The following is a 24,704-nucleotide window of genomic DNA, read 5'->3' as shown; positions in this document are numbered from 1 at the left end:
GTTTCGGTTGAAGCCTCAAGCATGGACCCCTAAACAAATTGTAGTCGAGTTGGACAAATATATCGTCGGTCAGAAGCAAGCCAAGAAATCGGTAGCCGTTGCGCTGCGCAACCGGTACCGGAGAAGCCTATTGGAAGAGTCGCTCCGCGAGGAGATCGTTCCCAAGAACATTCTGATGATCGGACCGACCGGCGTCGGCAAGACCGAAATTGCCCGCAGGCTGGCCAAACTGGTGAACGCGCCCTTTATTAAGGTGGAGGCGACGAAGTTTACCGAGGTCGGTTATGTCGGGCGCGATGTGGAATCCATGGTCCGGGATTTGGTGGAAACGTCCATCCGGATGGTCAAGCTCGAGAAGACGGAGAAGCTGAAGGACCGTGCCGAGCAATTGGCCAACGACCGCATCGTGACGCTTTTGGTTCCCAATCCGGCGAAGCCGAAGTCACAGCGCAATCCTCTGGAGATGCTGTTCGGCCAGCAGGGAGCGGCACCGTCGGATGCAGACACCGAGGTTGACGCCTCCTTGCTTTCCCGGCGTCAGGAAATGAGGGAGAAGCTGCTCCGGGGGGAGCTGGAGAACCAATTGGTGGAAATCGAGGTGGAGGACCATACGCCATCGATGCTGGATATGCTTGCGGGGCAGGGCAATGAGCAGGCGGGCATGAATATGCAGGAGCTGTTCGGCAGCCTTATGCCGAAGCGCACGAAGAAGCGTAAACTTCCCGTCAAAGAAGCGCGCAAGGCGCTGACGCAGGAAGAAGCGCAGAAGCTGCTGGATATGGACGAAGTCATTCAGGAGTCGGTGCGCCGCGCGGAGCAGGACGGGATCATTTTCATCGACGAGATCGATAAAATATGCAGCTCCGGCCGCGGCAGCGGGCCCGACGTTTCCCGGGAAGGCGTTCAGCGGGACATTCTGCCGATTGTCGAAGGCTCAACGATCATGACCAAATACGGTCCGGTGAAGACCGATTATATTTTGTTTATGGCGGCCGGCGCGTTTCATATTGCGAAGCCTTCCGATCTGATCCCGGAGCTTCAAGGGCGGTTCCCGATCCGGGTGGAGCTCAGCAGTTTAAGTCAACAGGACTTTGTGCTCATTCTGCGGGAGCCTAAGAATGCGCTGACGAAGCAGTACACGGCTCTGCTGGAGACCGAAGGGATCCGGATCCAATTCTCCGACGAAGCCATTGTAGAAATTGCGAGAATTGCGGCCGAGGTTAATCAGAATACGGATAATATCGGTGCTCGGCGGCTTCATACGATTCTGGAAAAGCTTCTGGAGGACCTATCCTTCGAAGCGCCCGAAATTACGCTTGAACAAATCGTCATCTCGCCGGAGTATGTCCGTGAGAAGCTATCGGGCATCGTGCAGAACCGCGATTTAAGCCAATATATATTGTAATTGTCGCCATGGGAGGCAAATTTGATGACCTTGTTAATGAAAACGAGAAGGCTGAACAAGCTGCTGCAGAAAGAAGCGGGGAATCCGGTCAGCTTCAGGGATATGGCCGGCGTCCTTAGCGATATCCTTCATGCCGATATCTTCGTCGTCAGCCGGAAAGGAAAGGTGCTGGGCTGCGCTTACGTATCGGGGGAGGAGGAAACAGGGACCGGAGAAGCGTTTCTGCAGGAAAACCGTTTCCCGCCGGAATACAATCAGCTGCTGCTGAAGGTGGAGGAGACCTCCTCCAACCTGGAAGGCGGCAGTTCTTTCGACGTCTTCGGCGCGCATGCGGCGGAAAGTGAATTCAAGATTACTGTCGTGCCGGTCGTCGGCGGAGGGGAAAGGCTTGGGACGCTAATCTTAACCAAACGGGAAAGTCCGTTTATTGACGACGACCTGATTTTGGCAGAATACGGTTCGACGGTGGTGGCCATGGAGATTTTGCGCGAGAAAGCGGAGCAAATTGAGATCGAGGCGCGCAGCAAGGCCGTAGTTCAAGTGGCGGTCGGTTCGCTTTCGTTCAGCGAGCTGGAAGCGGTTGAACACATCTTCGAGCAGCTTGAAGGAACGGAAGGCTTGCTGGTTGCCAGCAAAATTGCGGATCGTGTCGGAATCACTCGATCCGTGATTGTCAATGCCCTCAGAAAATTGGAGAGCGCCGGCGTAATCGAAACCCGCTCCCTCGGCATGAAGGGAACGTACATTCGCATCCTGAACGATCAGTTAATGCAAGGCATTCAAAGCGTAAAGCTATAATTTGTCCATTTTTCAGTTGATAAGAATTTATAAGTTTTTCGCGGGCTTATAGCTTCGTATCAACCTTGATAAACGCGCTGGTCCTTGTAAGACAAGGACGGCGTAGCCGTTTATCCTGGACGATTTACAAAAATTTCAAAGGCAATAATAGGGTCCTATATGAAAATATAGGGCTTTTTTCATATTGTAATAATTTTCATATTCTCTCAATATAGATATAGTTCTTGTTTACTACAATTTGTGACAGTCAGGCAATATTTTTTTTGGGCAAAGATGTCGAAGAAAGGAGGATATTGTACTCGGGCTGTTGAATAAGTGTTACAAGATCAATTACAAGATCATCCAATTGAAAGTGGGAAATGACTCTTGAATATTCTAAACAATCCAAGCTTTCAGCTCATGGAACGCTCGCTTGACGCGTCCACGCTCCGCCAGAAGGTGATCGCGGACAACATTGCAAATGTCGACACGCCTTACTTTAAACGCTCGGAAGTGAAGTTCGAGGAGCTGCTTCAGCAAGAGATGAACGGCAAGACACTCGAAGGCTACCGAACCGATCCGAGACATTTCGTGATCGGACGTCCGGCACAGCCCGGTCCGCAAATTATTCAAGACAACGGGTCCATGATCAACAACAACCTGAATAACGTGGACATCGACTACGAGATGTCGCTGATGGCCAAAAACCAGCTAAGATATAATGTCATGGTTCAGGAAATAAACAATCAGATCAAACAAGCCCGTACGGCGATTGGAGGAAAATGATAAACCATGAGACTGACTAACGGTTTCGATATCAGCTCTTCGGCATTAACGGCTCAGCGGTTTCGTATGGATGTCATTTCCTCCAACATTGCAAATGCGGATTCAACCCGAGCCAGGTTGGTAAACGGCAAGTGGATGCCGTACCAGAGAAAGCTGGTGACCATCGAACCGAAGAAGCCTGCTTTCGCCGATGCGCTTCAGGATGCAATGAACGGAGGGGCTGGAGATGGCGTTCGTGTAACCAAGGTTACCGACGATCAATCTCCCTTTAAGCAGGTCTACAATCCTTCGCATCCGGATGCAGACGAGAATGGCTTTGTTATGATGCCGAATGTGGACGTGCTTAAAGAAATGGTGGATATGATATCGGCAACCCGTTCCTATGAAGCGAACGTAACGGCACTCAACGCATCCAAAAGCATGATCACCAAAGCGCTCGAAATCGGGAGATAGGCACATCATTTTTCTCAATAAAGGGGACTCGTTATGATCAATAAAATTAACCTGCAGCCTCAGATCGGCACGGATGCCGCACCTAAGAGCCTAAGCGCAGCCGAGGTGACGGATCAGTTCGGCAAATTCCTGAACGAAGCCATCAGCAACCTGAACGCGCAGCAAACGGCTGTAGATCAATTGAACCAGCAATTCGTCAAAGGAGAAATTTCCGATGTCCATCAATTGACGATCGCTTCCGAGAAGGCGTCGCTTGGACTGGAATTGACCGTACAGGTTCGCAATAAAGTCATCGAGGCATATCAGGAAATTATGAGAACTCAGGTCTGATTCCGGCATAGGCTAGCGACTGTTCTTCAGATGGGGTGAAAAGGTGAACGAGAATTTTGTCCAATATTGGAACCGCATGAAGCAATATTGGAACCAATTCAGCAAAACGCAAAAATTTACATTTGTTGCCACTGTGATATTAATCATGCTGACGGTAGGAATCATCAGCTATAATTTTTCGAAGACGGAATATGCGCTGGCTTATACGAACCTGCAGCCGAGCGATGCGGCTTCCATCAAAAGCTATCTGGACAGCGCTAAGATTCCGTACCAGCTGAGCGAAGACGGCAAGAGCATCGGCGTACCACGGAGTCAGGTGGCAAGCGTGAAGCTGGCGGTCGAGTCGCAAGGCTTGAACAAAAGCGGCAATGTCGGTTACGGTTCCTTCGATCAGAAGAGCATGCTGGGTTATACGGACCGCGAGTTTGATGTCAAATATGTCAACGCGGTACAGGGCGAGCTGCAGCAGCTGATCAACTCCAATAATGCGGTAAGCAGCTCGAAAGTATTGATCACCTTCCCGGATAAGAGCGTCTTTCTTCCCAAAGGGGCCGAACCGGAAAAAGCGTCCGCATCGGTCGTTGTTAACGTGAAGCCCGGCTACACGCTGGATCAAGCCAAGATCGATACGATGTACAACCTGGTTTCGCACAGCGTGAAGAACTTGCCGATCGACAACATTACTATTTCCGATCAGAACGGCGATCAGCTCGATTATTCCAAATCGAAAGGAAAAGTGAGCGGATCTTCCAATTTGGCGGTACAGCAGTTTGAAATCAACAACCAATTTCGAAACGATGTCACCCGTAACGTTCAGCAAATGTTAGGTTCGATCCTAGGCAAGGACAAAGTCATTGTCAGCGTGTTCTCAACTATGAACTTTGACCAGACGAAGCGGAAGGAACAGCTGGTAACGGCCCCGAACACGGTCGATCAGAAGGGGCTCGAAATTTCCGTGCAGGAGCTGTCCAAAAACTATACCAGCGACAGCAGCGCGCCGCAAGGCGGCGTTCCGGGTACGGGAGCGACAGATGTGCCGGGATATCCGGGCAGCAGCAATAACGGGAAATCCAAATCCGAGGAGCTGCAAAAAACGGTAAACTACGAAGTCAACCGGATTACGAATGAAATCGAGCTTACGCCATACGTAGTAAAAGATTTAACCATCAATGTAGGGATTGAACCGCCGAATCCAGCGGATCCGAATTCTTTAACGCCGCAGACGATTGCAGCAGTCCAACAAATCGTGACGAATGTGGTACGCGCAGCGCTTGCCGATAACAATCCACCTGTTCCTGAAGCGGATTTAGCCAAGAAAGTGTCGGTTTTCCCGCATACGTTCGCTCGTGCGAACACCAGCCCGCTTACGAATTCCAACGCGATGCTGTTATACGGCGGACTCGGCGGTCTGGCGCTCGCGCTTCTGGCCGGCGGAGGCTACTGGCTGGTGAGAAGACGCAGAGCCGCAGCGAAAGCGGAGGAAGAACTGATCGATGAGTCGCCGAAGCTGGAGTTCCCGACCATCGATATCGACAATGTTAACAATGAAAACCAAGTTCGCAAGCAGCTGGAACAGCTGGCGAAGAAAAAGCCGGAAGATTTCGTAAATCTGCTCCGTACTTGGTTAGTAGACGAATAGAGGTGTGGTTTGTTGGCTAAGGTTCAGCAACCGGGTTTGACAGGGCGACAAAAAGCCGCCATTCTTTTGATCAGCTTGGGACCTGAGGTGTCCGCTCAAATATTCAAGCATCTCAGGGACGAGGAAATCGAGCAGCTCACACTGGAAATCGCTAATGTCCGCAAGGTCGATAATGCCGAGAAGGACGCGATCTTGGCAGAATTCCATCAAATTTGCTTGGCGCAAGAATTTATCTCGCAAGGCGGGATCGCGTATGCGAAGGAGATCCTGGAAAAAGCGCTCGGTTCGCAGAAGGCTTTCGATATCATCAACCGTTTGACCGCGACGCTGCAGGTGCGGCCGTTCGATTTTGCAAGAAAAGCCGAGCCCGCGCAAATCTTGAACTTTATTCAGAATGAAAATTCACAGACGATTGCGTTGGTGCTTTCCTACTTACAGCCGGATCAAGCCTCCATCATTCTTTCTTCGCTTCCGCAGGAAAAACAGGCGGACGTGGCGAAGCGAATCGCCTTAATGGACAGCACCTCGCCGGAAGTGATCAGCCAAGTGGAGCGGGTGCTGGAGCAGAAACTGTCCGCCACAGTAACCCAGGACTACACGAATGCCGGCGGCATCACGGCGGTAGTTCAAATATTGAACGGCGTCGACCGGGGGACGGAAAGAACGATTCTCGATTCTTTGGAAATTCAGGATCCCGAGCTGGCCGAGGAAATCAAGAAACGGATGTTCGTTTTCGAGGACATCGTCAATATCGACAACCGTTCCATCCAACGGATCATTCGCGATATCGAGAACGCCGACCTGCAGCTTGCGCTTAAAGTCGCCAGCGAAGAAGTGCGCGAGGCCATCTTCAAGAACATGTCCAAACGGATGGCCGAGACGTTCCGAGAAGAGATGGAATACATGGGTCCTGTTCGTCTCCGTGACGTAGAGGAAGCCCAAACCCGTATCGTAGCAACCATTCGTCGTTTGGAAGAAGCCGGCGAGATCATTATCGCACGCGGCGGAGGAGATGATATTATTGTCTAATGTCATCAAGTTTTTCCAATATGTAGCTAAGGAAGATACGGTTCTTGTAGAACACCCGGCTTCACCCGTTCTCCATCAGGAACGCTCCGACAACGAAGTATCGCTTGAGGAGCAGGAAGCGCTGGAGCAGGCCATGCGGATGAAAGACCAGATCCTGACCGACGCGCAATCGTTCGCTGAAGAGCAGGTTCGCGCCGCAATGGATGAGGCCGCTGCCCTGAAGGAACAAGCGCAATCGGAGATCGATGCCTGGTGGCACAGCCGCCGACAGGAGGATCATGACGCCGCCGATCATGCAAGGGAAGAAGGCTTCCGCCAAGGCTATCAGGAAGGGCTCGCGCAAGCCGAACAGGAGCTTCAAGAAAAATATGAGTCTATGCTGCAGGAAGCGTCGCAAATTCTGGAGCAAGCCTACATTCTGAAGCAGCAAATCGTTCAAGAGTCGGAACCGTTCTTAATCGAGCTCAGCTGCTCCATCGCAGAGAAGATCGTTCGTCGCCAGCTGACGGTAGAATCCGAATGGGTGACGCAGCTTATCGGCGAGGTGTTGGCCAGACGGCGGGAGAAAGGCATTATCACCCTCTGCGTATCGCCGGCACATTTCACATACATACAAGACGCAAGAGACGAGCTCTTGTTGCATATTGATTCCCAGGCGGAGCTGCAAATTATTCCGGACGCTTCGGTCCACGATCACGGCTGTGTCGTCCGTTCGACCTTCGGAAGCATCGATGCCCGTATCGATACGCAATTGAAAGAAATCAAGAATGCGCTCCAACAGTTAGCTGTAAGAAGCGAGGGGGCATAATGATGAGCACGACGCCGGATGCCTCGAAATACATTGAATATTTGCGACAGCTGGACCCGGTTCGCGTGAATGGCAAAGTAACTCAAGTCATCGGGCTCACGGTGGAATCCGAAGGACCGGATGCCAGCATCGGCGATGTTTGCTACATCTATCCTTATAAAGCGGCGGAGCCGCTGAAGGCGGAAGTCGTTGGCTTTAAAAATAACAAGGTCATCTTGATGCCTTTGGGAGAGCTGCATTCCGTCGGCCCCGGCTGCGATGTCGTAGGAACAGGAAAGCCGTTGACTGTTCAAGTCGGTCACGAGCTGCTGGGCAAAGTGCTCGACGGTTTGGGACAACCGCTCGACGGTACATTTCTGCCGACCCGGATGACCCATTATTCGACCAATAACATACCCAGCAATCCTTTGAAACGGCCTCGTGTGCTAGAACCTATCAGTGTAGGCGTTCGCTGCATCGACGGCTTGCTGACGATAGGCAAAGGGCAGCGGGTAGGGATTTTCGCTGGTTCCGGAGTTGGGAAGAGCACGCTAATGGGCATGATCGCGAGAAACACGTCGGCCGACGTGAACGTCATTGCGCTGATCGGTGAACGGGGCCGGGAGGTGCTCGATTTTATCGAGAGAGATCTCGGGCCCGAAGGCTTGGCGCGTTCCGTCGTCATTGTGGCGACATCCGATCAGCCTGCGCTCATTCGGATCAAAGGCGCGCTCATTGCGACCAGCATTGCGGAATATTTCCGTGACCGCGGTCTCAACGTCATGATGATGATGGACTCGGTCACCCGATTCGCAATGGCCCAGAGGGAAGTCGGATTAGCGGTAGGCGAACCGCCTGCAACCCGCGGCTATACGCCGTCGGTATTTGCAGCGCTTCCGAAATTGCTCGAGCGATCGGGAACAGGCCCCAAGGGTTCGATCACAGCGTTTTATACGGTGCTCGTGGACGGCGACGATATGAACGAGCCGATCGCGGATGCTGTCCGAGGCATATTGGACGGTCATATCGTCCTCGACCGGAATATAGCGAACCGCGGCCACTATCCGGCCATCGACGTCCTTTCCAGCGTAAGCCGGGTAATGAAGGAAATCGTGCCGGCCGAGCAGCAGCTCGCGGCGGAGCATTTGAAAAGGCTGCTTTCCGTTTATAAGGATTCGGAGGATCTGATTAATATCGGGGCGTACCAGAGGGGCTCAAATTCGGAAATCGATCAGTCGCTGGAGGCCATTCAATCCATATGGGATTATACTAAGCAGAGAGTAAACGAGAAGCTGACGTTTTCTGAGGCGCAGGAGCGTTTAATTCGAGAATTTTACAGGGGATGAGATGAAATATGCGTTTTCATTACGCATTTCAGAAAATCGTGGACCTTAAAAGCAATGAAAAAACGCAGGCCGAATGGATGTTGACTCAAGCGATGGTGAAGGTGCGTGAGGAAGAATCGTCGCTGCATCATTTACAATCCGCAAAAGAAGAGGTCCAAATGGAGCTTCAGCAAAAATCCGGTTCGACAACGACCATCTCGGAGCTGAAGCTGTTTCAAAGCTTTGTCGATCATTATGATGTTCAAATCCATCTGAAATCAAAAGATCTGGAGCAAGCCAAATCGACCGCTCGATCGAAGCAGGAAGATTTGAACGGGAAGCTGCTTCAGGAGAAGGTATGGACCAAGGCGAAGGACAAGGCATACCAGCGTTTCTCCGCCGGGCTGCTGAAGCATGAGCAAAATCAGCTTGATGAAATGGCGACAAACCGATATCAGCGTATGTCTTAACAACTTGTTTTACTTACGGAGGTGAGGTGATGGCAAGCATGGAAACGGAGGAGACCCGTTCTTATGGAGTGATGGAGCGGTTTTTGATCTGGTTCCTTATTCCGTTTGTATTCACTGCGGTGCTGCTTGGCGTACTTCTGACCATCTTCGATTACGACGTGATGAACGGCTTGCTGAAAGCGGCGAAGCAAATTCCCATTGTCAAGAGCATCGTTCCGGAGCCGAAGACCAAAGCAGCGGCCGATCCAAAAGCTGGCGGGGCGGCTGCGGGGGCGCAAAGTCAGGGCGCGAGCACTGCACAAGATCAGCAGGGTCAGGCCTCGGCTAAGATTGAGGAGGTTCAGCAGGAGCTGAAAAAAGCGGAGGCCGCCATCCAGCAGCGGGATCAAACCATTAAAGACCTCCAGCTGAAGAACAGCACCCTGGAAGAAAAAATGAAGACGAAAGCTTTGACAGATGAAGAATACACGGCACAAATCCAGCAGCTGGCGTCCATGTACGCCAAGATGAGTCCAACCAAATCGGCGCCGATCATGGAGAACTTGACAACGAAAGAACAGGTGCTCATCCTCAGCATGATGAAGACCGACGACAGGGTTAAGGTGCTCGAGAAGATGGACCCGAAGAAGGCTGCGGACGCATCGATATTATTGAAGGATCAAGCTGCGGTAAAGGACACCGAAATCGCGGCACTGCAGGAGAGGCTGAAGCAATCGGCCACCCCCGACACGAAGCAATCGCAGAAGCTGAGCAAGGATGATCTGGGGGCGACGTTCTCGAACATGACGCCCAAGAATGCAGCGATCGTCTTGATGGAGATGCAAAACTCCAATCCGGACAAGGTTCTGTCGATCCTCAGCTCGATGGATAGCGCAGGCCGATCCAGAATCATCGCCGCCATCTCGGATCAATCGAAAGAAACCGCAGCGTTAATCTCCGCACGTCTGGTCCAATAACCATTGAAAGGAGGTGAAAAAATGGAAATTCAAGCGCAAGCTTCACCTGCGGCAGCTCAACTCGGAGCCGGTACTGCGGCTTCGGGCGGCGGCGGCGGACAGAAGGGAGCAGGAAATGCAGGCTTCTCCAATGCTCTGAACGGGATGCTGGTGCAAGTCATACCTCAAGCAAACGCGTCACAGCCGACCGAGAACGCGTCTCTTCTGGCCACGATTCAACTGCTGACTTCGGGCGGCAACCTGAACCCGATGCCTGATCAAGCGCCGGAGGCTGCAGCAGCAGCTTTGGATGCATTGACGAAGCTTTTAGCATCATCGAAAGAAAAGCAGTCGGACAGCCTAGTAAACGACCCGCTGATGCAATCATTGCTTTCTCAGCTTCAGGTCCTGCTCGCTTCACTACTTCCTGCAGCTTCGGCAGAGAAATCCGCCGTACAGCCTGACGGATCGCTGCAAGCCGCGCTTGCCCCGGGGAACGATGGTTCTGCACCCAACGTCAGCTTGAGCTCCGACGGAACCGGTACGGCATTGGACGCGTTGTTGTTTGTTCCTTTGGCATCCGCGGTACAGCAGTCTTCCACGCTGCCGGGCACGCCGGAGCCGTCCGTATCCATTCATCCGCTGATGAATAAAAAGGATGCTCTGCATATGTTGAATCAGCTGAAGGAGATATTGCTTTCAGGTAATGAAACGGTTCAGAAGGCAGTGGCGGCAGGCCAAGAGCTTCCAAGCCTGATGAATACGGTACAAACGCTTCTTAAGCAATATGAAGCTGCATCTCCGGCTGCAGTAACCGAAACCGTCAACTTGACAGGAGCATTGGAGCAGAATGCGGCTCCGAACGATTCCATCTTACATAAGACTCCCATTTCGGCGAAGCGTTCCGTTAAATCGACCGTTTCAGCAGAAGGAGCCCAATCGAATCAAGCCGGAATTCGGAATTTGGTACAAGTCGTGCCAAGCACTCTTCAAAAGCTTGAAGCTTTATCGGCTAAAGCCGTACCGGTTCAGCTTCTGTCCGAACCTTCGGCCGAGTCCGATGCATTGTTTCAACCGTTGAACGACAATAGTTCATCAGACCTGCTTAACGGGAATGTTCAAGCAGTACCGCTTCATGAGTTTTTGAAGCAGACCGCTGCCGGTACTTATGTACCGAAGGCGCCGGTTTTGCAAATGCCGGCTGAAGCTTTCTCGGAGCAAACCGCCGAATTTATCGTGAAAGCATTCTCTCTGGAGTCGAATGCGGAAGGCTTCAGCGAAGCGAAAATCTCCCTGTTCCCTAAGCACCTGGGTCAAGTGGATGTGAAGCTGACGATGCATAACGGTCAACTGGTTGCCCAATTCATGGCTGACAGCTCGGCCGGCAGAGATCTCCTGGAAAGTCAATTGCCGCAGCTCCGGGCAACGCTTCAGACGCAGGGCATTCAGGTGGAACGATTGGAAGTCGGACAAAGCCAAAACTTCCAATCCGGCTTGTTCCAAGAGCATCGCCAGCAGCAATCCCAGCAGTTTACAGGAAACAAGCAGAAATCTAACGCTGGTAAAGTTGCTGCGGTAGATGAAGATTTTACGGAAGATCCGACGGAAGAAACCGTCCCTGCGTCATCTGTCCATGACAACGAAGCCAAATCCATCGACGTCACGGCTTAATCCGCAGCATCAAGCGTCAGCAGGAGGTGAAACGAATGTCCGATTCCATTATCGGCACAAAGAACGTATGGCCCAACTATTCTGCAACGAATATCAAAAATGCAAGCACCGGGAACAAAGGTTCGCTCGGTAAAGACGATTTCCTGAAAATTCTGATCGCCCAGATGCAAAATCAGGATCCGACGCAGCCGCTGCAGGATAAAGAATTCATAGCTCAAATGGCGCAGTTTACATCCGTAGAGCAGCTTACCAACATGAGCAGCGAGATGAAGCTGCTGAGGCAGTCTTTAGGAGCCGCGTCAGGGCTGATCGGTAAAAATATTGGATATTCCATGACGGACAGCAACGGGAAAGCCGTTGTCGGAACAGGGCTCGTCGATTCGATCGTCATGAAGAGCGGCGAACAATACGCCAAAGTAGGCACGCTTGAAATTCCGATGGATAAGATTACCTCCATCTCTAACAAGGAGGGGAGCTAAATGTCGGAAAGAATCTCGATCGGCAGGCTGTACCCCGGTCTAGCGGCGCCGCTGCCGGCCAGAAGGACCGAGCCGGAACGGACACCTGCCGGAGCGACCTTCGATCAGCTGCTTAAGAATCAGACGATCCGATTCAGCCATCATGCGGAAGAGCGGCTTAGGCAGCGGGGCATTCAGTTTAAGCCGGAGCAACTGGATCAGCTAAAAACGGCGATTGATAAAGCGGAAACGAAGGGCGCAAAGGATTCATTGATGCTTTTAAACGGCACAGCCTTGATCGTGAACATAAAGAATCGTACCGTGGTAACCGCAATGGACGGAGCTTCCATGAAAGATAACTTGTTTACGCAGATCGACAGTGCCATGATCATCTCTTAACAATAGGCTGGCCCAGCAATGGAGGCCTTAGGTTGTGGACCGATAGAAACAACCATTTTCATGATTCCTGAGGAGGAACCTATTCCATGCTTAGATCTCTTTATTCCGGTGTTTCGGGTATGAGAGGATTTCAGACGAAGCTCGATGTGATCGGCAACAACATCGCCAATGTCAATACGGTGGGCTTCAAGGCCGGACGCGTTATGTTCAAAGATATTTTGAGCCAGACCGTATCGGGTGTAACGCCGTCTCAAGACGCTACTAAAGGCGGAGTAAACGCTAAGCAAATCGGCCTGGGCGTGTCCATTGCATCGATTGATACGGTTCATACGCCCGGAAGCGCCATGACGACCAACGTACCGACAGATCTTCGGATTGATGGCGACGGATTCTTTGCCGTCAGAGCCGATGCGAGCAACGGCGAGCCGTTTTTGACGCGTGCGGGGAACTTCACGCTCGATGCGAATAAACAATTGGTCAATGCGGACGGTATGTTTGTAATTGGTACGGACAACGCTCCGATCGATTTAAAAACTTTTGGTAACGTTACTGGATTTTCCATCTCTAATAGCGGTGAAATTATTACTGTGGATAACACGGGTACTACAACGAACACCGGTAAATTTATTGCCGTTGTAAAAGTTGCAAATCCAAGCGGTTTGGAGAAGATCGGAGGCAATTTATACAAATCAACACTTAACTCCGACACCGCTGCGGTTTCCACTGTCCTTGGAAACTCCTTGGCGAACGACCCGGCGACTGGCACTGGCGCCATCGTTTCCGGACAGCTCGAGATGTCGAACGTTGACTTAACGTCTGAATTTACCGAAATGATCGTGGCCCAGCGGGGCTTCCAAGCAAACTCCCGTATCATTACAACGTCGGATCAAGTTCTTCAGGAAATAGTCAATCTGGTACACTAATAGCAAGCCAGGGGGAGGTTCGCCTCCCCCGATCATCAGCCTCTGGAGGTAATAGATGATACAGCTGACGCGGCTTAACGGCAAGGCGGTCACTCTCAACGCCATCTTAATTGAAATGGTTGAGGAAACGCCGGATACGATGATCACGCTAGTGACGGGCAAAAAAATTATGGTGCTGGAGCCGGTTGATGACGTAGTGGAGAAAATCCAGCGATATTTTCAAACGATTGGTCTCGTCAGCGGCACGCTTAAGAGCCTGAATTCGGAGGGGTCGTAGTTGTTAAAGAGCAGATTATTTATTATGGTCGTAGCCATACTCATCGCAATTACTTTAATATTGACGGCAGCATTCGTTCTATGGAACTATATGGATAAAGGAAACCAATCCTCGCAGGAGCAAGCGCAAAATTCCGCGAAGGAAGTCAAGACAGCCAAAGCACTGACTCCGGATCAGGTCAAAGAAAATACGGTCATCATGAAGGACATTCTGACGAACCTCTCCGGCAACGACAAATTCATTAAAGTAAGCTTTGCCTTTGAATTGGAAAATAAGAAGGCTGCAGATGAATTCACCAAGCTGGATTTTAAAATGAAGGCCATCATCGTTCAGACGCTGGCGGATATGACGCCCGACCAGGTATCCGGCGGCAAAGGCTTTGATACGCTCACCTCAGCCCTTATGAATAAAATGAATCCCCTTCTTCACGAAGGAAAGCTGAAACAAATCTGGATCACTGAAAAGGTGCTTCAATAGAAATGACTCATTCTATGCGCAAAGGAGGTGACGTTCATGGTGGATGTGCTTTCGCAGAACGAGATTGACGCGCTTCTGGCCGCACTCTCGTCCGGAGAAATGGATGCGGAAGAGCTCAAAAAGGAAGAAACGCAGAAGAAGGTCCGGGCGTATGATTTCAAGCGTGCGGTTCGCTTCTCAAAGGATCATATCCGGAGCTTGACGCGGATTCATGAGAACTTCGCCCGTTATCTGACTACATATTTCAGCGCCCAACTAAGAACCTTTGTGCAAATTAACGTCGTACAGGTGGAACAGCTGCCTTACGATGAATTTATCCGATCGATTCCGAAGATGACGATTCTGAACATTTTTGAAGCGGAGCCTTTGGAAGGCCGAATGGTATTGGAGGTTCATCCGAACGTCGCTTTCGCCATGCTGGATCGTCTGCTCGGGGGCACGGGAGCCTCTCCGACCAAGATCAATGCATTGACCGAGATCGAAACCATCGTCATGGAACGTATCTTCAGCAGAGCGTTCGAGAGCCTGCAGGAAGCGTGGAAGACGGTTGTCGATATTTCGCCGCGTCTGGAAGCTTTGGAAACGAATCCTCAATTCATGCAAATCGTATCGCCCAATGAGACGATAGCCCTGATCTCGCTCAGCACCAAGATCGGCGATACGACGGGAATGATCAACCTTTGTATCCCGCATGTGGTCATTGAGCCGATCATGCCGAGATTGTCGGTGCACCATTGGTTCGTATCGCAGAAGAAAACGCGGGCACCGGAGGAGATTCAGGCTCTTGAGGCGCGTTTGCACAAAGCCAAGCTTCCGATTATTGCAGAGCTCGGGATGTCGCAAATTTCAGTCAGGGAATTTCTTAACTTGAATGTCGATGATGTCATTACGTTAAATAAGCCGGTTGACGATCCGCTTCACATCCGTATCGGGGAAAAGCTCAAATTTTACGGCAGCCCGGGAACGACCCGCGGGAAGCTGGCGATTCAAATTAATGAGATCGTCGATGAAGGAGTAGAGGAATATGACGAATAGTAAAGATTATTTGTCTCAAGAGGAGATCGACGCGCTGCTCAAGCAATCTTCCGACAGCGGCTTCGGCAGCTCCGCACAGCCTATTGTGGAAGATTACCTGTCTTCTTTAGAGCAGGATGCGCTTGGTGAAATCGGAAATATTACTTTCGGCAGTGCAGCTACGGCGCTTTCCACGCTGCTCGGCAAGAAAGTGGATATTACGACTCCGAAGGTTTCCATCATTGCCAGAGATGAATTGGTCAATGAGTTTCCGAAACCGCATGTTGCCGTACATGTCAATTACGTGGACGGGTTTCACGGTATTAATCTGCTCGTCATCAAGACCAGGGATGCACAGGTCATCGCCGATCTGATGATGGGGGGAGACGGGACGGGGCAAAACACCGAGCTGTCCGAAATCCATATCAGCGCGGTTCAAGAAGCGATGAATCAAATGATGGGGTCGTCGGCGACTTCGATGTCCACCATCTTCAACCGTTTCGTGAATATCTCTCCTCCGGGAATCGATATTTTAAATTTAGCTGAAGGAGAAGGAGAAAGCAGGCTTCCTCAAGAAGAGGTATTTATCAAAATTTCGTTCCGGTTAACGATCGGCGATTTGATCGATTCCACGATCATGCAGCTCCTGCCTGTGACCTTTGCCAAAGAGATGGTCTCCACCCTAATGGGCGGGGGAGAAGCATCGGAGCCTGCTCCTGCGGCGCCAAGTGCGCCGGCTGCAACTGCACAGCCGTCTGCATCGAATGATATCTCCGCCGGGCAGCCGATGATGCCGCCTGGGATGGCTGCTCAGCCGCCTATGGCGCCGCCGGCTTATCAGCAGCCGATGTATGAACAGCCGATGTACCAACAACCGATGTACCAGCAGCCGATGATGCCGCCGCAGCCTGCAAACTACGGCATGCCGACGAATCGGAACGTCCAAGTGCAGCCGGCGCAATTCTCCAATTTCACACCTCTTCAACTGAGTCCGGCAGAAGATACGAACTTGAATCTGCTGCTCGATATTCCGCTCAAGGTAACGGTTGAATTGGGAAGAACGCATAAGGTCATCAAAGATATTCTCGATCTTTCCCAAGGCTCCATCATCGAGCTGGACAAGCTTGCAGGCGAACCGGTCGATATCCTCGTGAACAACAAGCTGATCGCCAAAGGCGAAGTGGTCGTTATCGACGAAAATTTCGGCGTCAGGGTAACGGATATCGTGAATCAGTGGGACCGGATACAGAAATTACAATAAAAAATAAGCTAATCGCTTAGGAGGACAATATCCCATGGCAAACCGAATTCTGATTGTAGACGACGCAGCATTTATGAGAATGATGATCCGCGATATTTTATCCAAGAACGGATATGAGGTCGTAGGTGAAGGCAACGACGGAGCGCAAGCGATCGAGAAATTTAAAGAGCTTCGTCCGGATTTGGTTACCATGGATATTACCATGCCCGAGATGGACGGCATCCAAGCGTTGAAGGAAATCAAGAAGCTCGACCCGAATGCCAAAGTCATTATGTGTTCCGCAATGGGCCAGCAGGCTATGGTCATCGATGCCATTCAAGCAGGAGCGAAAGACTTCATCGTGAAGCCGTTCCAAGCCGACCGTGTTATCGAGGCGATCAAGAAAACGCTAGGTTAATCGGAGCGTCATTCTCCGGTGCAACGATGCTTCCCGAAAGGAATGTGAAGGTTGATCAGACGCGCAGTGAGGGTAGCGACAGGCGTAGTCATCGGTTGGTTGCAAACAGCAGTGTTCGCTGCTGTTTGTTTCGGGGAAACGGGGGCGGAACCGTTCGGTTCCAAGCTCGTGGACCCACAGACGAGCCCGTACCCCGGGGTTAGTCCAGCGGATACGGGATGGATGATAGTGAAGGTCATCGTGTTTCTTATCCTTATTATCGGCATCTTTTTATTGGTAATGAAGCTGATTTCGAAAAAAACCGGATTTTTATCCGGACGTGCGATCCGCTCCTTGGGGGGCGTACCGCTCGGACAAAACAAATCCATTCAAATCGTCGAGATCGGCAAATCGCTGTATATCGTTGGCGTAGGCCAAGAGGTGCAGCTGTTGGAAAAGATCGATAATGAGGATGAGGTGGCTTATCTTATCGAGGCGCTGACTGCCGGCTCATCCTCATCCGCTGTCAATTTCGAAACCTTCGGCGGCTTCCTGAGGAAGCTGCGGAGGAAGGAAGAAGCGGAAGAGGAAGAAATGGACGTGTCCGCCTCGTTTCAGCAAGTATTCCACCATAAAATGCAGCATATGACCGATCGTAAAAAGATGCTGGAGGACTTGTTGATGGATGAGAACAAAAAAGATCGGTTGAATGATAAATGATGACACGAAATAAGAGGTTCGTATTTGCAGCGCTTGTGCTAACGCTGTTCCTTCTTGGTACGGGACAAGCTTTGGCCGCAGATCCGATCCCGGGAATCAACATTGATATCGGATCGGCGAACAGTCCGTCCGGAGCTTCCAATACGATAACGATCCTAATGTTTATTACGGTACTGAGCATTGCGCCTGCGATCTTGGTCCTAATGACAAGCTTCACCCGAATCGTCATCGTTCTCGGATTTGTCCGTACCTCACTGGGAACGCAGCAAATGCCGCCCAATCAAGTTCTTATCGGACTGGCGCTGTTTCTAACCTTCTTTATCATGGCGCCTACCTTCGGCGAGATTAATCAAACGGCGCTTCAGCCGTATTTGAACGGTCAAATGACGCAAACCGCTGCGCTGGAGAAGGCTGCACTGCCAATGAAAAAGTTTATGTTTCAGCATACGAGGCAGAAGGATCTTAAGCTGTTTTTGGATTACACCAAAGCCGCACCTCCGAGCGGAGTAGAGGATACGCCGATTACCGCCCTGATCCCGGCTTACGCCATCAGCGAGCTGAAGACCGCGTTTCAGATGGGGTTTATGATCTTTATTCCGTTTCTGATTATTGATATGGTCGTGGCCAGTACGCTCATGGCCATGGGGATGATGATGCTTCCGCCGGTCATGATCTCGCTGCCCTTTAAAATATTGTTGTTTATTCTCGTGGACGGATGGTATCTGGTCGTGAGGTCGCTTTTGCTCAGCTACAATTCATAGCACGACCCGTCAGGAGGAAACGTTAAGTGAGTTCGGAATTTATTATCCGATTGGCAGGGGAAGCGGTATACACCACGCTAAAGGCCAGTGCGCCGATGATGCTGCTAGCGCTGGTCGTCGGTTTGATTATCAGCATTTTTCAGGCTACAACCCAGATTCAAGAGCAGACGCTCGCGTTTGTTCCGAAGATCGTTGTGGTGCTGCTGGCGATACTGATCTTCGGTCCCTGGATTCTGACGACATTGGTGGATTTCACCTATAACTTGATGAATAATCTTTATAAATACGTCGGTTAGGTTGGGAATTCAATGGATTGGCTGAACTTGTATTTCCCTGGATTTCTGCTGTTTTTTTGTCGAATTAACTCTTTTTTTGTTGTCGCCCCCGTGTTCTCGGCACGGAACGTTCCGGCGCAGTTTAAGATCGGGCTGGCTTTCTTCGTCAGCTTCATCGCATTCGTCGGCACAGGGAGCGCAGCGACAGTCGCTATGGATTCACTGTACGTACTCTCCGTCATTAGGGAAATATTGGTCGGTTTGCTGCTTGGTTTCACCGCGTATTTATTTTTCACCGTCGTGCAAATTGCGGGTTCCTTCATCGATATGCAGATGGGGTTCGGTATCGCGAACGTGATCGATCCGATGACCGGGGCGCAAAGTCCGATTATCGGCAATTTGAAATATATGATCGCGACGCTGCTTTTCTTAACGTTTAACGGTCACCACTTTCTATTGGAAGGCATCATGCGAAGCTATGAATGGATTCCGCTTTCCAATGAGCTTTTCGCAAAGACCTATAACGGCCAGATATCCGAATTTATGGTAAAAACGTTCGGAACCGTCTTCTCGCTCAGCTTTCAAATGGCGGCGCCGCTAGTCGTGGCTTTGTTCTTGACGGACGTGGGCCTAGGGCTATTGGCAAGAGTAGCGCCTCAGTTCAATATTTTCGTGGTCGGATTGCCGATCAAGATCTTGCTGGGCTTTGTCTTGCTGGGGTTCCTGTTCCCAAGCTACGAAGATATATTCAGAAATGTATTCAATGATATGCTGGATACCCTAACCCAATTTTTCGGATTGTTTAAAGCGTAGGATGGAGGAAGAACCGTGGCGCTGAAACTGGATCTTCAGCTGTTCTCGCAGGAAAAGACGGAATCGGCTACGCCCAAGAAAAGGCAGGAGGCCAGAAAAAAAGGGCAAGTCGCCAAAAGCATGGACCTGCCGGCGGCGTTTATTTTGTTCTTTTCGTTCCTATCTTTCTTCTTGTTCGGCAGCTTCATGAAAGAGCATTTGCTGACGATGATCCGATCGGTTTATTACGATTTTTTGTTGATGAACGTGACGATCGAGAACAGCCAGCAGCTCTTCGAGAAGCTGATGGCCGAGCTGCTGCTCACTGTAGGTCCGATCTTTGCTATTGCGCTCGTCATTGGCGTACTGGCCAACTATTTGCAAATCGGTTTTATGTTTACCGGGGACCCGCTGACGATGAAATTCAGTAAAATCAATCCTTTGGAAGGTGCCAAGCGGTTATTTTCCCTAAGAGCCGTGGTTGATTTTTTGAAGTCCGTCCTGAAGATGTCCATTATCGGAATCGTCGTGTATACGACGCTGACGGGAGAGAAAGACCATATCATGCTGCTCGCGCAGCTGCCGCTGGAGGAAGCGTTTCGGTATACGGCTTCCGTAACGTTAATGCTTGGATTGAAAATCGGTTTGGTTCTCATCGTCTTAGCCATATTCGATTATTTGTATCAGCGCTTTGAATATGAAAAAAGCTTAAAAATGTCCAAGCAGGACATTAAGGATGAATATAAGAAAACCGAGGGCGATCCCCTCATTAAAGGGAAAATCCGTGAGAAGCAGCGCCGCATGGCCTTGCAGCGGATGATGCAGGATGTCCCGAAGGCCGATGTCATTATAACGAACCCTACGCACTTCGCCGTAGCGATGAAATATGATGCTTCCAAGATGCAGGCCCCCACGGTCCTTGCGAAGGGGACGGATTATATCGCTCTGAAGATCAAGCAGGTCGCCAAGGAGCATGGCATTATTACAATGGAAAATAAGCCTCTCGCCCGCGCATTGTACGCACAGGTGGAGATCGGGGAATCGATACCCGCCGATATGTTCCAGGCCGTGGCCGAAGTGTTGGCATATGTGTATAAAGTGAAAGGCAAAGCGAACTAACATGCAGAAAGGTTGGCGTAGTCCATGAGAATGAAGGATTTGGTCGTGCTGATCGGCGTAATTGGCATTGTGCTGATGATGGTGGTTCCGCTGCCGATTTGGCTGTTGGATGTCCTTCTCATTATAAATATATCGATATCCTTGATGATCATACTCATCGGGATGAATACGCAGGACGCGCTTCAATTCTCGATCTTTCCGTCATTGCTTTTGATTACGACCCTGTTTCGTTTGGCGCTGAACGTCTCCACCACCAGGAATATACTAGCGAATGCCGATGCCGGTAATGTGGTCAAAACCTTTGGTTCTTTCGTAGCGCAGGGGAACATCGTCGTAGGCTTTGTCGTATTTATTATCCTTGTGCTTGTGCAGTTCATCGTCATAACCAAAGGTTCTGAGCGCGTTGCCGAAGTGGCCGCCCGCTTCACGCTCGATGCGATGCCAGGCAAGCAGATGAGTATTGACGCCGATTTGAACGCCGGGCTGATCAATGAGAAGCAGGCGAAGGAGCGGCGTGAGAAAATATCCCGCGAAGCCGATTTTTACGGAGCGATGGACGGTGCGAGCAAGTTCGTCAAGGGAGACGCCATCGCCGGGATTATTATGCTGATCATCAATATTATCGGCGGACTCATCATCGGAATGGCCATGAAAGGGATGAGCATTAGCGAGGCCGGCAAAATTTATTCGATTCTGACGATCGGCGACGGACTCGTCAGTCAAATTCCGGCGCTGCTGATCTCGACGGCAGCAGGCATTATCGTCACCCGCGCGGCTTCAGACGGGAATTTGGCGCATGATCTTACTTCACAGATCTTTTCCCATCCGAAGCTTCTTTACATTGTTGCAGGCACAATAGCGACGCTCGGAATTTTTACGCCGATTCATTTCTATACTACATTCCCGATTGCCGCTCTTCTCGCTTACGGAGGCTATAAGATGCAGCAAAACCTCAACCGCAAGCAGGAAGCCGAGGTGCAGCTGGAGGAGGAACAGCAGATCGAGGAAGTGCGCAGTCCCGAGAGCGTCATCAGTTTGCTTCAGGTGGATCCGATCGAGTTCGAGTTCGGTTACGGTCTCATTCCTTTAGCAGATACGCAGCAGGGCGGGGATTTACTCGACCGGATCATTCTAATCCGCAGGCAGTGTGCTTTGGAGCTCGGCATCGTGGTTCCGGTCATTCGGATTCGTGACAATATCCAGCTTCGGCCGAATGAATATGTCATTAAAATCAAAGGAAATCTGGTCGCCCGCGGAGAACTGCTGCTTAACCATTATCTGGCAATGAGCCCCGGCATTGACGATGATTCCATTACCGGGATCGACACGTTCGAGCCCGCCTTTAACCTTCCGGCCTTGTGGATCGACGAAGCCATGAAGGAAAGGGCCGAGATGTCGGGCTATACGGTGGTGGATCCGCCTTCCGTAGTCGCTACCCACTTGACGGAAATTATCAAGAAGCATGCGCATGAGCTGCTTGGACGTCAAGAAACCCGCGCGCTTATCGAAAACGTCAAAGAGACATACCCTGTGCTTGTCGACGACTTGATTCCGAATGTGCTGCAGATCGGGGATGTGCAGAAGGTGCTGGTCAAGCTGCTTCGCGAAAAAATCTCGGTACGGGACATGGTTACGATATTGGAAACGTTGGCCGACTACGGCGGCTATACGAAGGACCCCGACGTGCTGACGGAGTATGTGAGACAAGCGCTGTCTCGTCAAATCACCCAGCAGTATACTTCAAGCGGCGATTCGCTCAAGGTTATCACGGTCGGGCCGACACTCGAGAAGAAGATCGCAGAATCCGTGCAGCAATCGGACCAAGGCTCTTATTTGGCCCTCGACCCGAGCTCCACGCAAATGATCTATCAACGCATTACGGACCAAGTTACGAAGCTGCTTCAAGCAGGTCAACAGCCAATTGTCTTGACATCGCCGACCATTCGAATGTATCTGCGACAGCTGCTTGAAAGAACCATGCAGGATATTCCGGTTCTCTCTTACAGCGAGCTCGAGCCTAGCGTGGAAATTCAAAGCATGGGAGTCGTGAATTTATGAGAGTAAAAAGGTATGTCGTGGATACGATGCCGGACGCCCTTCAAAAAATCAGGACGGATTTAGGGAAGGATGCGGTTATTCTCAACACGAAGGAGGTTCGGTCCGGCGGATTTATGGGGCTGTTCTCCAAGAAGAAGATCGAGGTGATTGCAGCGACGGATACGGCTCCGAGCGATATCCCCTCCGGCACTCCTGCTCCGAAAGCCGCACCGGCTCCGCAGGCCGTTGCCGCTTCGCCAGCGTCCTCTCTGCCAAGGGCTGCACTGCAGGCAGCGGCAGCCGCATATTCCGTCAATCGGGAAGAGAAGCTGACGTTTCCCGACGTCCCGGACGTTCTGCCACCCGAACCGAAGCCATCGGTTCGACCGGCGCCACAGGCGGCCATCGTGAAGGGCCGGGAAGATATTCTGCTCGAAGAGCTTCAGCAGATGAAAGAAATGATGAACAAGCTGGCCAAGCATCAGCTTCAAGCGGCTCCGGCAGATCCGGTTGTGGAGCGGATGGAGGCCCGTTTGCACGAGCAGGAACTGGATCCATCCATCATTGAGGAGCTGCTGGCCGGCATGTCCGAGGAAGCGGAAGCCGGGGGGCAGCCGATGACGGAACCATTCGCGAGCGCATCGGTCCGGAGGCAATTAAAGGAAATTTTGTTCGCCGGGAAGCCGAAGAGCATTTCTAAGGACACCCGCATCGCTCATTTCGTAGGGCCGACCGGGGTCGGCAAAACGACCACGATCGCCAAGCTGGCGGCGGAGCAGGTGCTGAGGCATCAGCGGAAGGTTGGCTTCATCACATCGGATACATACCGGATTGCTGCTGTTGAGCAGCTCAGAACGTACGCGACCATCCTGAATGTACCGCTCGAGGTCGTATTCTCGCCGCTGGACCTGGGCAAAGCGTTCGAGCAGCTGAAGGACTGCGACCTTATCTTTATGGACACTGCAGGCCGCAACTTCCGGAACGAGATGTATGTTTCGGAGCTCAATGCGCTCCTTCAATCCAGGGGCCAAAGCGAAACGTTCCTGGTGCTCAGCTTAACGACCAAATATAAAGACATGAGGGCCATCACGAATAATTTCAACAAATTCAAGCTGGATAAGGTTCTGTTTACCAAAATGGACGAAACCGAATCTTACGGGGCTATCGTCAACTTAATCCGCGAATTCGGTTTGCAAACCTCGTACATTACCGACGGCCAAGGGGTTCCCGATGATATCGCCGAACTGGATGAAAGCCGGTTGATCGATCTGATTCTGGAGGATTCGTCTTCATGAGCGATCAGGCGCAAGGGCTCCGGAATCTGATCCGGCATCAGAACGCCGAGAGAAACCAATCGACACGAATTATAACTGTAACCAGCGGCAAGGGCGGGGTTGGCAAATCGAATTTCACGCTGAACTTCGCTCTGGCGCTGCAAAACCGCGGATTCAAGGTGCTGATCTTCGATGCCGATATCGGACTGGCCAACATTGATGTGCTGATGGGGATTTCGCCTAAATATAACCTGTATCATCTGCTGAAAAGAGAGAAATCGATTTGGGAAATCGTTCAGACGGGACATAACGGCATTCAATTCATCGCCGGTGGCTCGGGCTTCAACGATTTGATTCGGCTCTCGGAGGAGCAGCTTGATTATTTTGCCGAACAGGTGGATCAGCTGAACGGTCATGTCGATTTTATTCTGTTCGATACAGGTGCCGGACTGTCGAAGGAAACGCTGAAGTTTATCGTAGCCGCGCAGGAAACGATCGTGGTGACGACGCCGGAACCGACTTCGATTACCGACGCTTACGCCATCATCAAGATGGTCAATTCCATGCAGCACCCTGTCGATTTCCGGCTCGTCGTCAATCGGATCACGGATTGGCGGGAGGGTCGCCAGACTGCCGATAAAATCAGTATGGTCGCCAGGCAGTTTCTGCAGCTGGAAATCCCGACGCTCGGATTTGTATATGACGACAGCAATGTGATCAAAGCCGTGAAAAGGCAAGTGCCGTTCAGCGTGGCTTTCCCGAACAGCGCCGCATCCAAATCCATCGGCGAGCTTGCCGACGGGTTTATCGCCAACGGCCCGCAAGTACAGAGCTCCTCGGGCTCTGTAAAAAGCTTTCTAAGCAAAATGATGAAGCTTATGAAATAATTGCAGCATCCTAAGGCCTGCAAACAACGACAACACAGAGGAGTGGG

Annotated in this window: 28 protein-coding genes; all 28 read left to right on the top strand. The window is 51.2% G+C overall.

From position 1 onward, the window contains the following. Nucleotides 1-7: 7 nt before the first annotated feature. The 28 genes from hslU (at nucleotide 8) to O9H85_RS07890 (ending at nucleotide 24,657) form a co-directional block, all read left to right on the top strand. Nucleotides 8-1,405: an ATP-dependent protease ATPase subunit HslU gene (hslU, locus tag O9H85_RS08025; RefSeq protein WP_269880801.1), complete on the top strand. Its 1,398-nt coding sequence runs from the start codon at nucleotides 8-10 to the stop codon at nucleotides 1,403-1,405. A 24-nt stretch (nucleotides 1,406-1,429) separates the two neighbouring features. Beyond that, entirely contained in the window at nucleotides 1,430-2,203 is a 774-nt protein-coding gene (gene codY / locus O9H85_RS08020) for a GTP-sensing pleiotropic transcriptional regulator CodY (protein ID WP_269880800.1), read from the top strand. A 366-nt stretch (nucleotides 2,204-2,569) separates the two neighbouring features. Beyond that, nucleotides 2,570-2,968, top strand: a complete 399-nt coding sequence (gene flgB, locus O9H85_RS08015) for a flagellar basal body rod protein FlgB (RefSeq protein ID WP_269880799.1) — start codon at nucleotides 2,570-2,572, stop codon at nucleotides 2,966-2,968. A gap of 6 nt (nucleotides 2,969-2,974) precedes the next feature. Further along, nucleotides 2,975-3,421 carry a flagellar basal body rod protein FlgC gene (flgC, locus tag O9H85_RS08010; RefSeq protein ID WP_269880798.1) on the top strand — a complete coding sequence of 149 codons (447 nt, stop codon included), beginning with the start codon at nucleotides 2,975-2,977 and terminating at the stop codon, nucleotides 3,419-3,421. Between the two features lie 33 nt (nucleotides 3,422-3,454). Continuing rightward, nucleotides 3,455-3,751 carry a flagellar hook-basal body complex protein FliE gene (gene fliE, locus O9H85_RS08005; protein ID WP_269880797.1) on the top strand — a complete coding sequence of 99 codons (297 nt, stop codon included), beginning with the start codon at nucleotides 3,455-3,457 and terminating at the stop codon, nucleotides 3,749-3,751. A 43-nt stretch (nucleotides 3,752-3,794) separates the two neighbouring features. Next, on the top strand, nucleotides 3,795-5,390 hold the full coding sequence (gene fliF, locus O9H85_RS08000; protein WP_269880796.1) for a flagellar basal-body MS-ring/collar protein FliF: 1,596 nt from the start codon (nucleotides 3,795-3,797) through the stop codon (nucleotides 5,388-5,390). Nucleotides 5,391-5,402: 12 nt separating this feature from the next. Further along, on the top strand, nucleotides 5,403-6,419 hold the full coding sequence (gene fliG, locus O9H85_RS07995; protein ID WP_269880795.1) for a flagellar motor switch protein FliG: 1,017 nt from the start codon (nucleotides 5,403-5,405) through the stop codon (nucleotides 6,417-6,419). After that, nucleotides 6,412-7,227, top strand: coding sequence for a FliH/SctL family protein (locus O9H85_RS07990; protein ID WP_269880794.1), 816 nt, complete (start codon nucleotides 6,412-6,414; stop codon nucleotides 7,225-7,227). Before fliG ends, O9H85_RS07990 begins: the two co-directional genes overlap by 8 nt. Before the next feature lie 2 nt (nucleotides 7,228-7,229). Beyond that, the gene (gene fliI / locus O9H85_RS07985) at nucleotides 7,230-8,552 is read left to right on the top strand and encodes a flagellar protein export ATPase FliI (protein WP_269880793.1); all 1,323 of its coding nucleotides are present in this window, start codon (nucleotides 7,230-7,232) and stop codon (nucleotides 8,550-8,552) included. Between the two features lie 8 nt (nucleotides 8,553-8,560). Beyond that, the gene (fliJ, locus tag O9H85_RS07980; RefSeq protein WP_269880792.1) at nucleotides 8,561-9,001 is read left to right on the top strand and encodes a flagellar export protein FliJ; all 441 of its coding nucleotides are present in this window, start codon (nucleotides 8,561-8,563) and stop codon (nucleotides 8,999-9,001) included. A gap of 29 nt (nucleotides 9,002-9,030) precedes the next feature. Next, nucleotides 9,031-9,957 carry a MotE family protein gene (locus O9H85_RS07975; protein WP_269880791.1) on the top strand — a complete coding sequence of 309 codons (927 nt, stop codon included), beginning with the start codon at nucleotides 9,031-9,033 and terminating at the stop codon, nucleotides 9,955-9,957. Between the two features lie 21 nt (nucleotides 9,958-9,978). Continuing rightward, nucleotides 9,979-11,607, top strand: coding sequence for a flagellar hook-length control protein FliK (locus tag O9H85_RS07970; RefSeq protein WP_269880790.1), 1,629 nt, complete (start codon nucleotides 9,979-9,981; stop codon nucleotides 11,605-11,607). A gap of 35 nt (nucleotides 11,608-11,642) precedes the next feature. Then, nucleotides 11,643-12,086, top strand: a complete 444-nt coding sequence (locus O9H85_RS07965) for a flagellar hook capping FlgD N-terminal domain-containing protein (protein WP_269880789.1) — start codon at nucleotides 11,643-11,645, stop codon at nucleotides 12,084-12,086. Further along, nucleotides 12,087-12,464 carry a TIGR02530 family flagellar biosynthesis protein gene (locus tag O9H85_RS07960; protein WP_269880788.1) on the top strand — a complete coding sequence of 126 codons (378 nt, stop codon included), beginning with the start codon at nucleotides 12,087-12,089 and terminating at the stop codon, nucleotides 12,462-12,464. Between the two features lie 86 nt (nucleotides 12,465-12,550). Beyond that, entirely contained in the window at nucleotides 12,551-13,387 is an 837-nt protein-coding gene (locus tag O9H85_RS07955) for a flagellar hook-basal body complex protein (RefSeq protein WP_269880787.1), read from the top strand. Between the two features lie 55 nt (nucleotides 13,388-13,442). Next, nucleotides 13,443-13,664 (top strand): flagellar FlbD family protein, encoded by a 222-nt coding sequence (locus tag O9H85_RS07950; RefSeq protein ID WP_269880786.1) that lies wholly within the window; start codon nucleotides 13,443-13,445, stop codon nucleotides 13,662-13,664. Continuing rightward, complete coding sequence (locus O9H85_RS07945) at nucleotides 13,665-14,141, top strand: flagellar basal body-associated FliL family protein (RefSeq protein WP_269880785.1); 477 nt, start codon at nucleotides 13,665-13,667, stop codon at nucleotides 14,139-14,141. 36 nt (nucleotides 14,142-14,177) lie between these two features. After that, on the top strand, nucleotides 14,178-15,176 hold the full coding sequence (gene fliM, locus O9H85_RS07940; protein WP_269880784.1) for a flagellar motor switch protein FliM: 999 nt from the start codon (nucleotides 14,178-14,180) through the stop codon (nucleotides 15,174-15,176). Then, nucleotides 15,166-16,416: a flagellar motor switch phosphatase FliY gene (gene fliY, locus O9H85_RS07935; RefSeq protein ID WP_269880783.1), complete on the top strand. Its 1,251-nt coding sequence runs from the start codon at nucleotides 15,166-15,168 to the stop codon at nucleotides 16,414-16,416. Before fliM ends, fliY begins: the two co-directional genes overlap by 11 nt. A 34-nt stretch (nucleotides 16,417-16,450) precedes the next feature. Further along, complete coding sequence (locus tag O9H85_RS07930; RefSeq protein ID WP_269880782.1) at nucleotides 16,451-16,813, top strand: response regulator; 363 nt, start codon at nucleotides 16,451-16,453, stop codon at nucleotides 16,811-16,813. A gap of 51 nt (nucleotides 16,814-16,864) precedes the next feature. Then, nucleotides 16,865-17,512, top strand: a complete 648-nt coding sequence (locus O9H85_RS07925; RefSeq protein WP_269880781.1) for a flagellar biosynthetic protein FliO — start codon at nucleotides 16,865-16,867, stop codon at nucleotides 17,510-17,512. After that, nucleotides 17,509-18,273, top strand: coding sequence for a flagellar type III secretion system pore protein FliP (gene fliP, locus O9H85_RS07920; protein WP_269880779.1), 765 nt, complete (start codon nucleotides 17,509-17,511; stop codon nucleotides 18,271-18,273). The genes O9H85_RS07925 and fliP overlap by 4 nt, the downstream gene beginning before the upstream one ends. 26 nt (nucleotides 18,274-18,299) lie before the next feature. After that, entirely contained in the window at nucleotides 18,300-18,569 is a 270-nt protein-coding gene (fliQ, locus tag O9H85_RS07915) for a flagellar biosynthesis protein FliQ (protein WP_269880778.1), read from the top strand. Between the two features lie 12 nt (nucleotides 18,570-18,581). Further along, nucleotides 18,582-19,361: a flagellar biosynthetic protein FliR gene (gene fliR / locus O9H85_RS07910; protein WP_269880777.1), complete on the top strand. Its 780-nt coding sequence runs from the start codon at nucleotides 18,582-18,584 to the stop codon at nucleotides 19,359-19,361. A gap of 15 nt (nucleotides 19,362-19,376) precedes the next feature. Further along, nucleotides 19,377-20,459 carry a flagellar biosynthesis protein FlhB gene (gene flhB, locus O9H85_RS07905; RefSeq protein WP_269880776.1) on the top strand — a complete coding sequence of 361 codons (1,083 nt, stop codon included), beginning with the start codon at nucleotides 19,377-19,379 and terminating at the stop codon, nucleotides 20,457-20,459. 24 nt (nucleotides 20,460-20,483) lie between these two features. Beyond that, nucleotides 20,484-22,517 carry a flagellar biosynthesis protein FlhA gene (gene flhA / locus O9H85_RS07900; protein WP_269880775.1) on the top strand — a complete coding sequence of 678 codons (2,034 nt, stop codon included), beginning with the start codon at nucleotides 20,484-20,486 and terminating at the stop codon, nucleotides 22,515-22,517. Further along, nucleotides 22,514-23,791 carry a flagellar biosynthesis protein FlhF gene (gene flhF, locus O9H85_RS07895; protein WP_269880774.1) on the top strand — a complete coding sequence of 426 codons (1,278 nt, stop codon included), beginning with the start codon at nucleotides 22,514-22,516 and terminating at the stop codon, nucleotides 23,789-23,791. Before flhA ends, flhF begins: the two co-directional genes overlap by 4 nt. Further along, nucleotides 23,788-24,657, top strand: a complete 870-nt coding sequence (locus O9H85_RS07890) for a MinD/ParA family protein (RefSeq protein WP_269880773.1) — start codon at nucleotides 23,788-23,790, stop codon at nucleotides 24,655-24,657. The genes flhF and O9H85_RS07890 overlap by 4 nt, the downstream gene beginning before the upstream one ends. Nucleotides 24,658-24,704 lie beyond the last annotated feature (47 nt).

It is taken from the genome of Paenibacillus gyeongsangnamensis (assembly GCF_027533625.1).
Classification (GTDB): domain Bacteria; phylum Bacillota; class Bacilli; order Paenibacillales; family NBRC-103111; genus Paenibacillus_G; species Paenibacillus_G gyeongsangnamensis.
The sequence above is the reverse complement of the archived record's forward strand: the minus strand, read 5'-3'. Positions and strand labels throughout refer to the sequence as shown.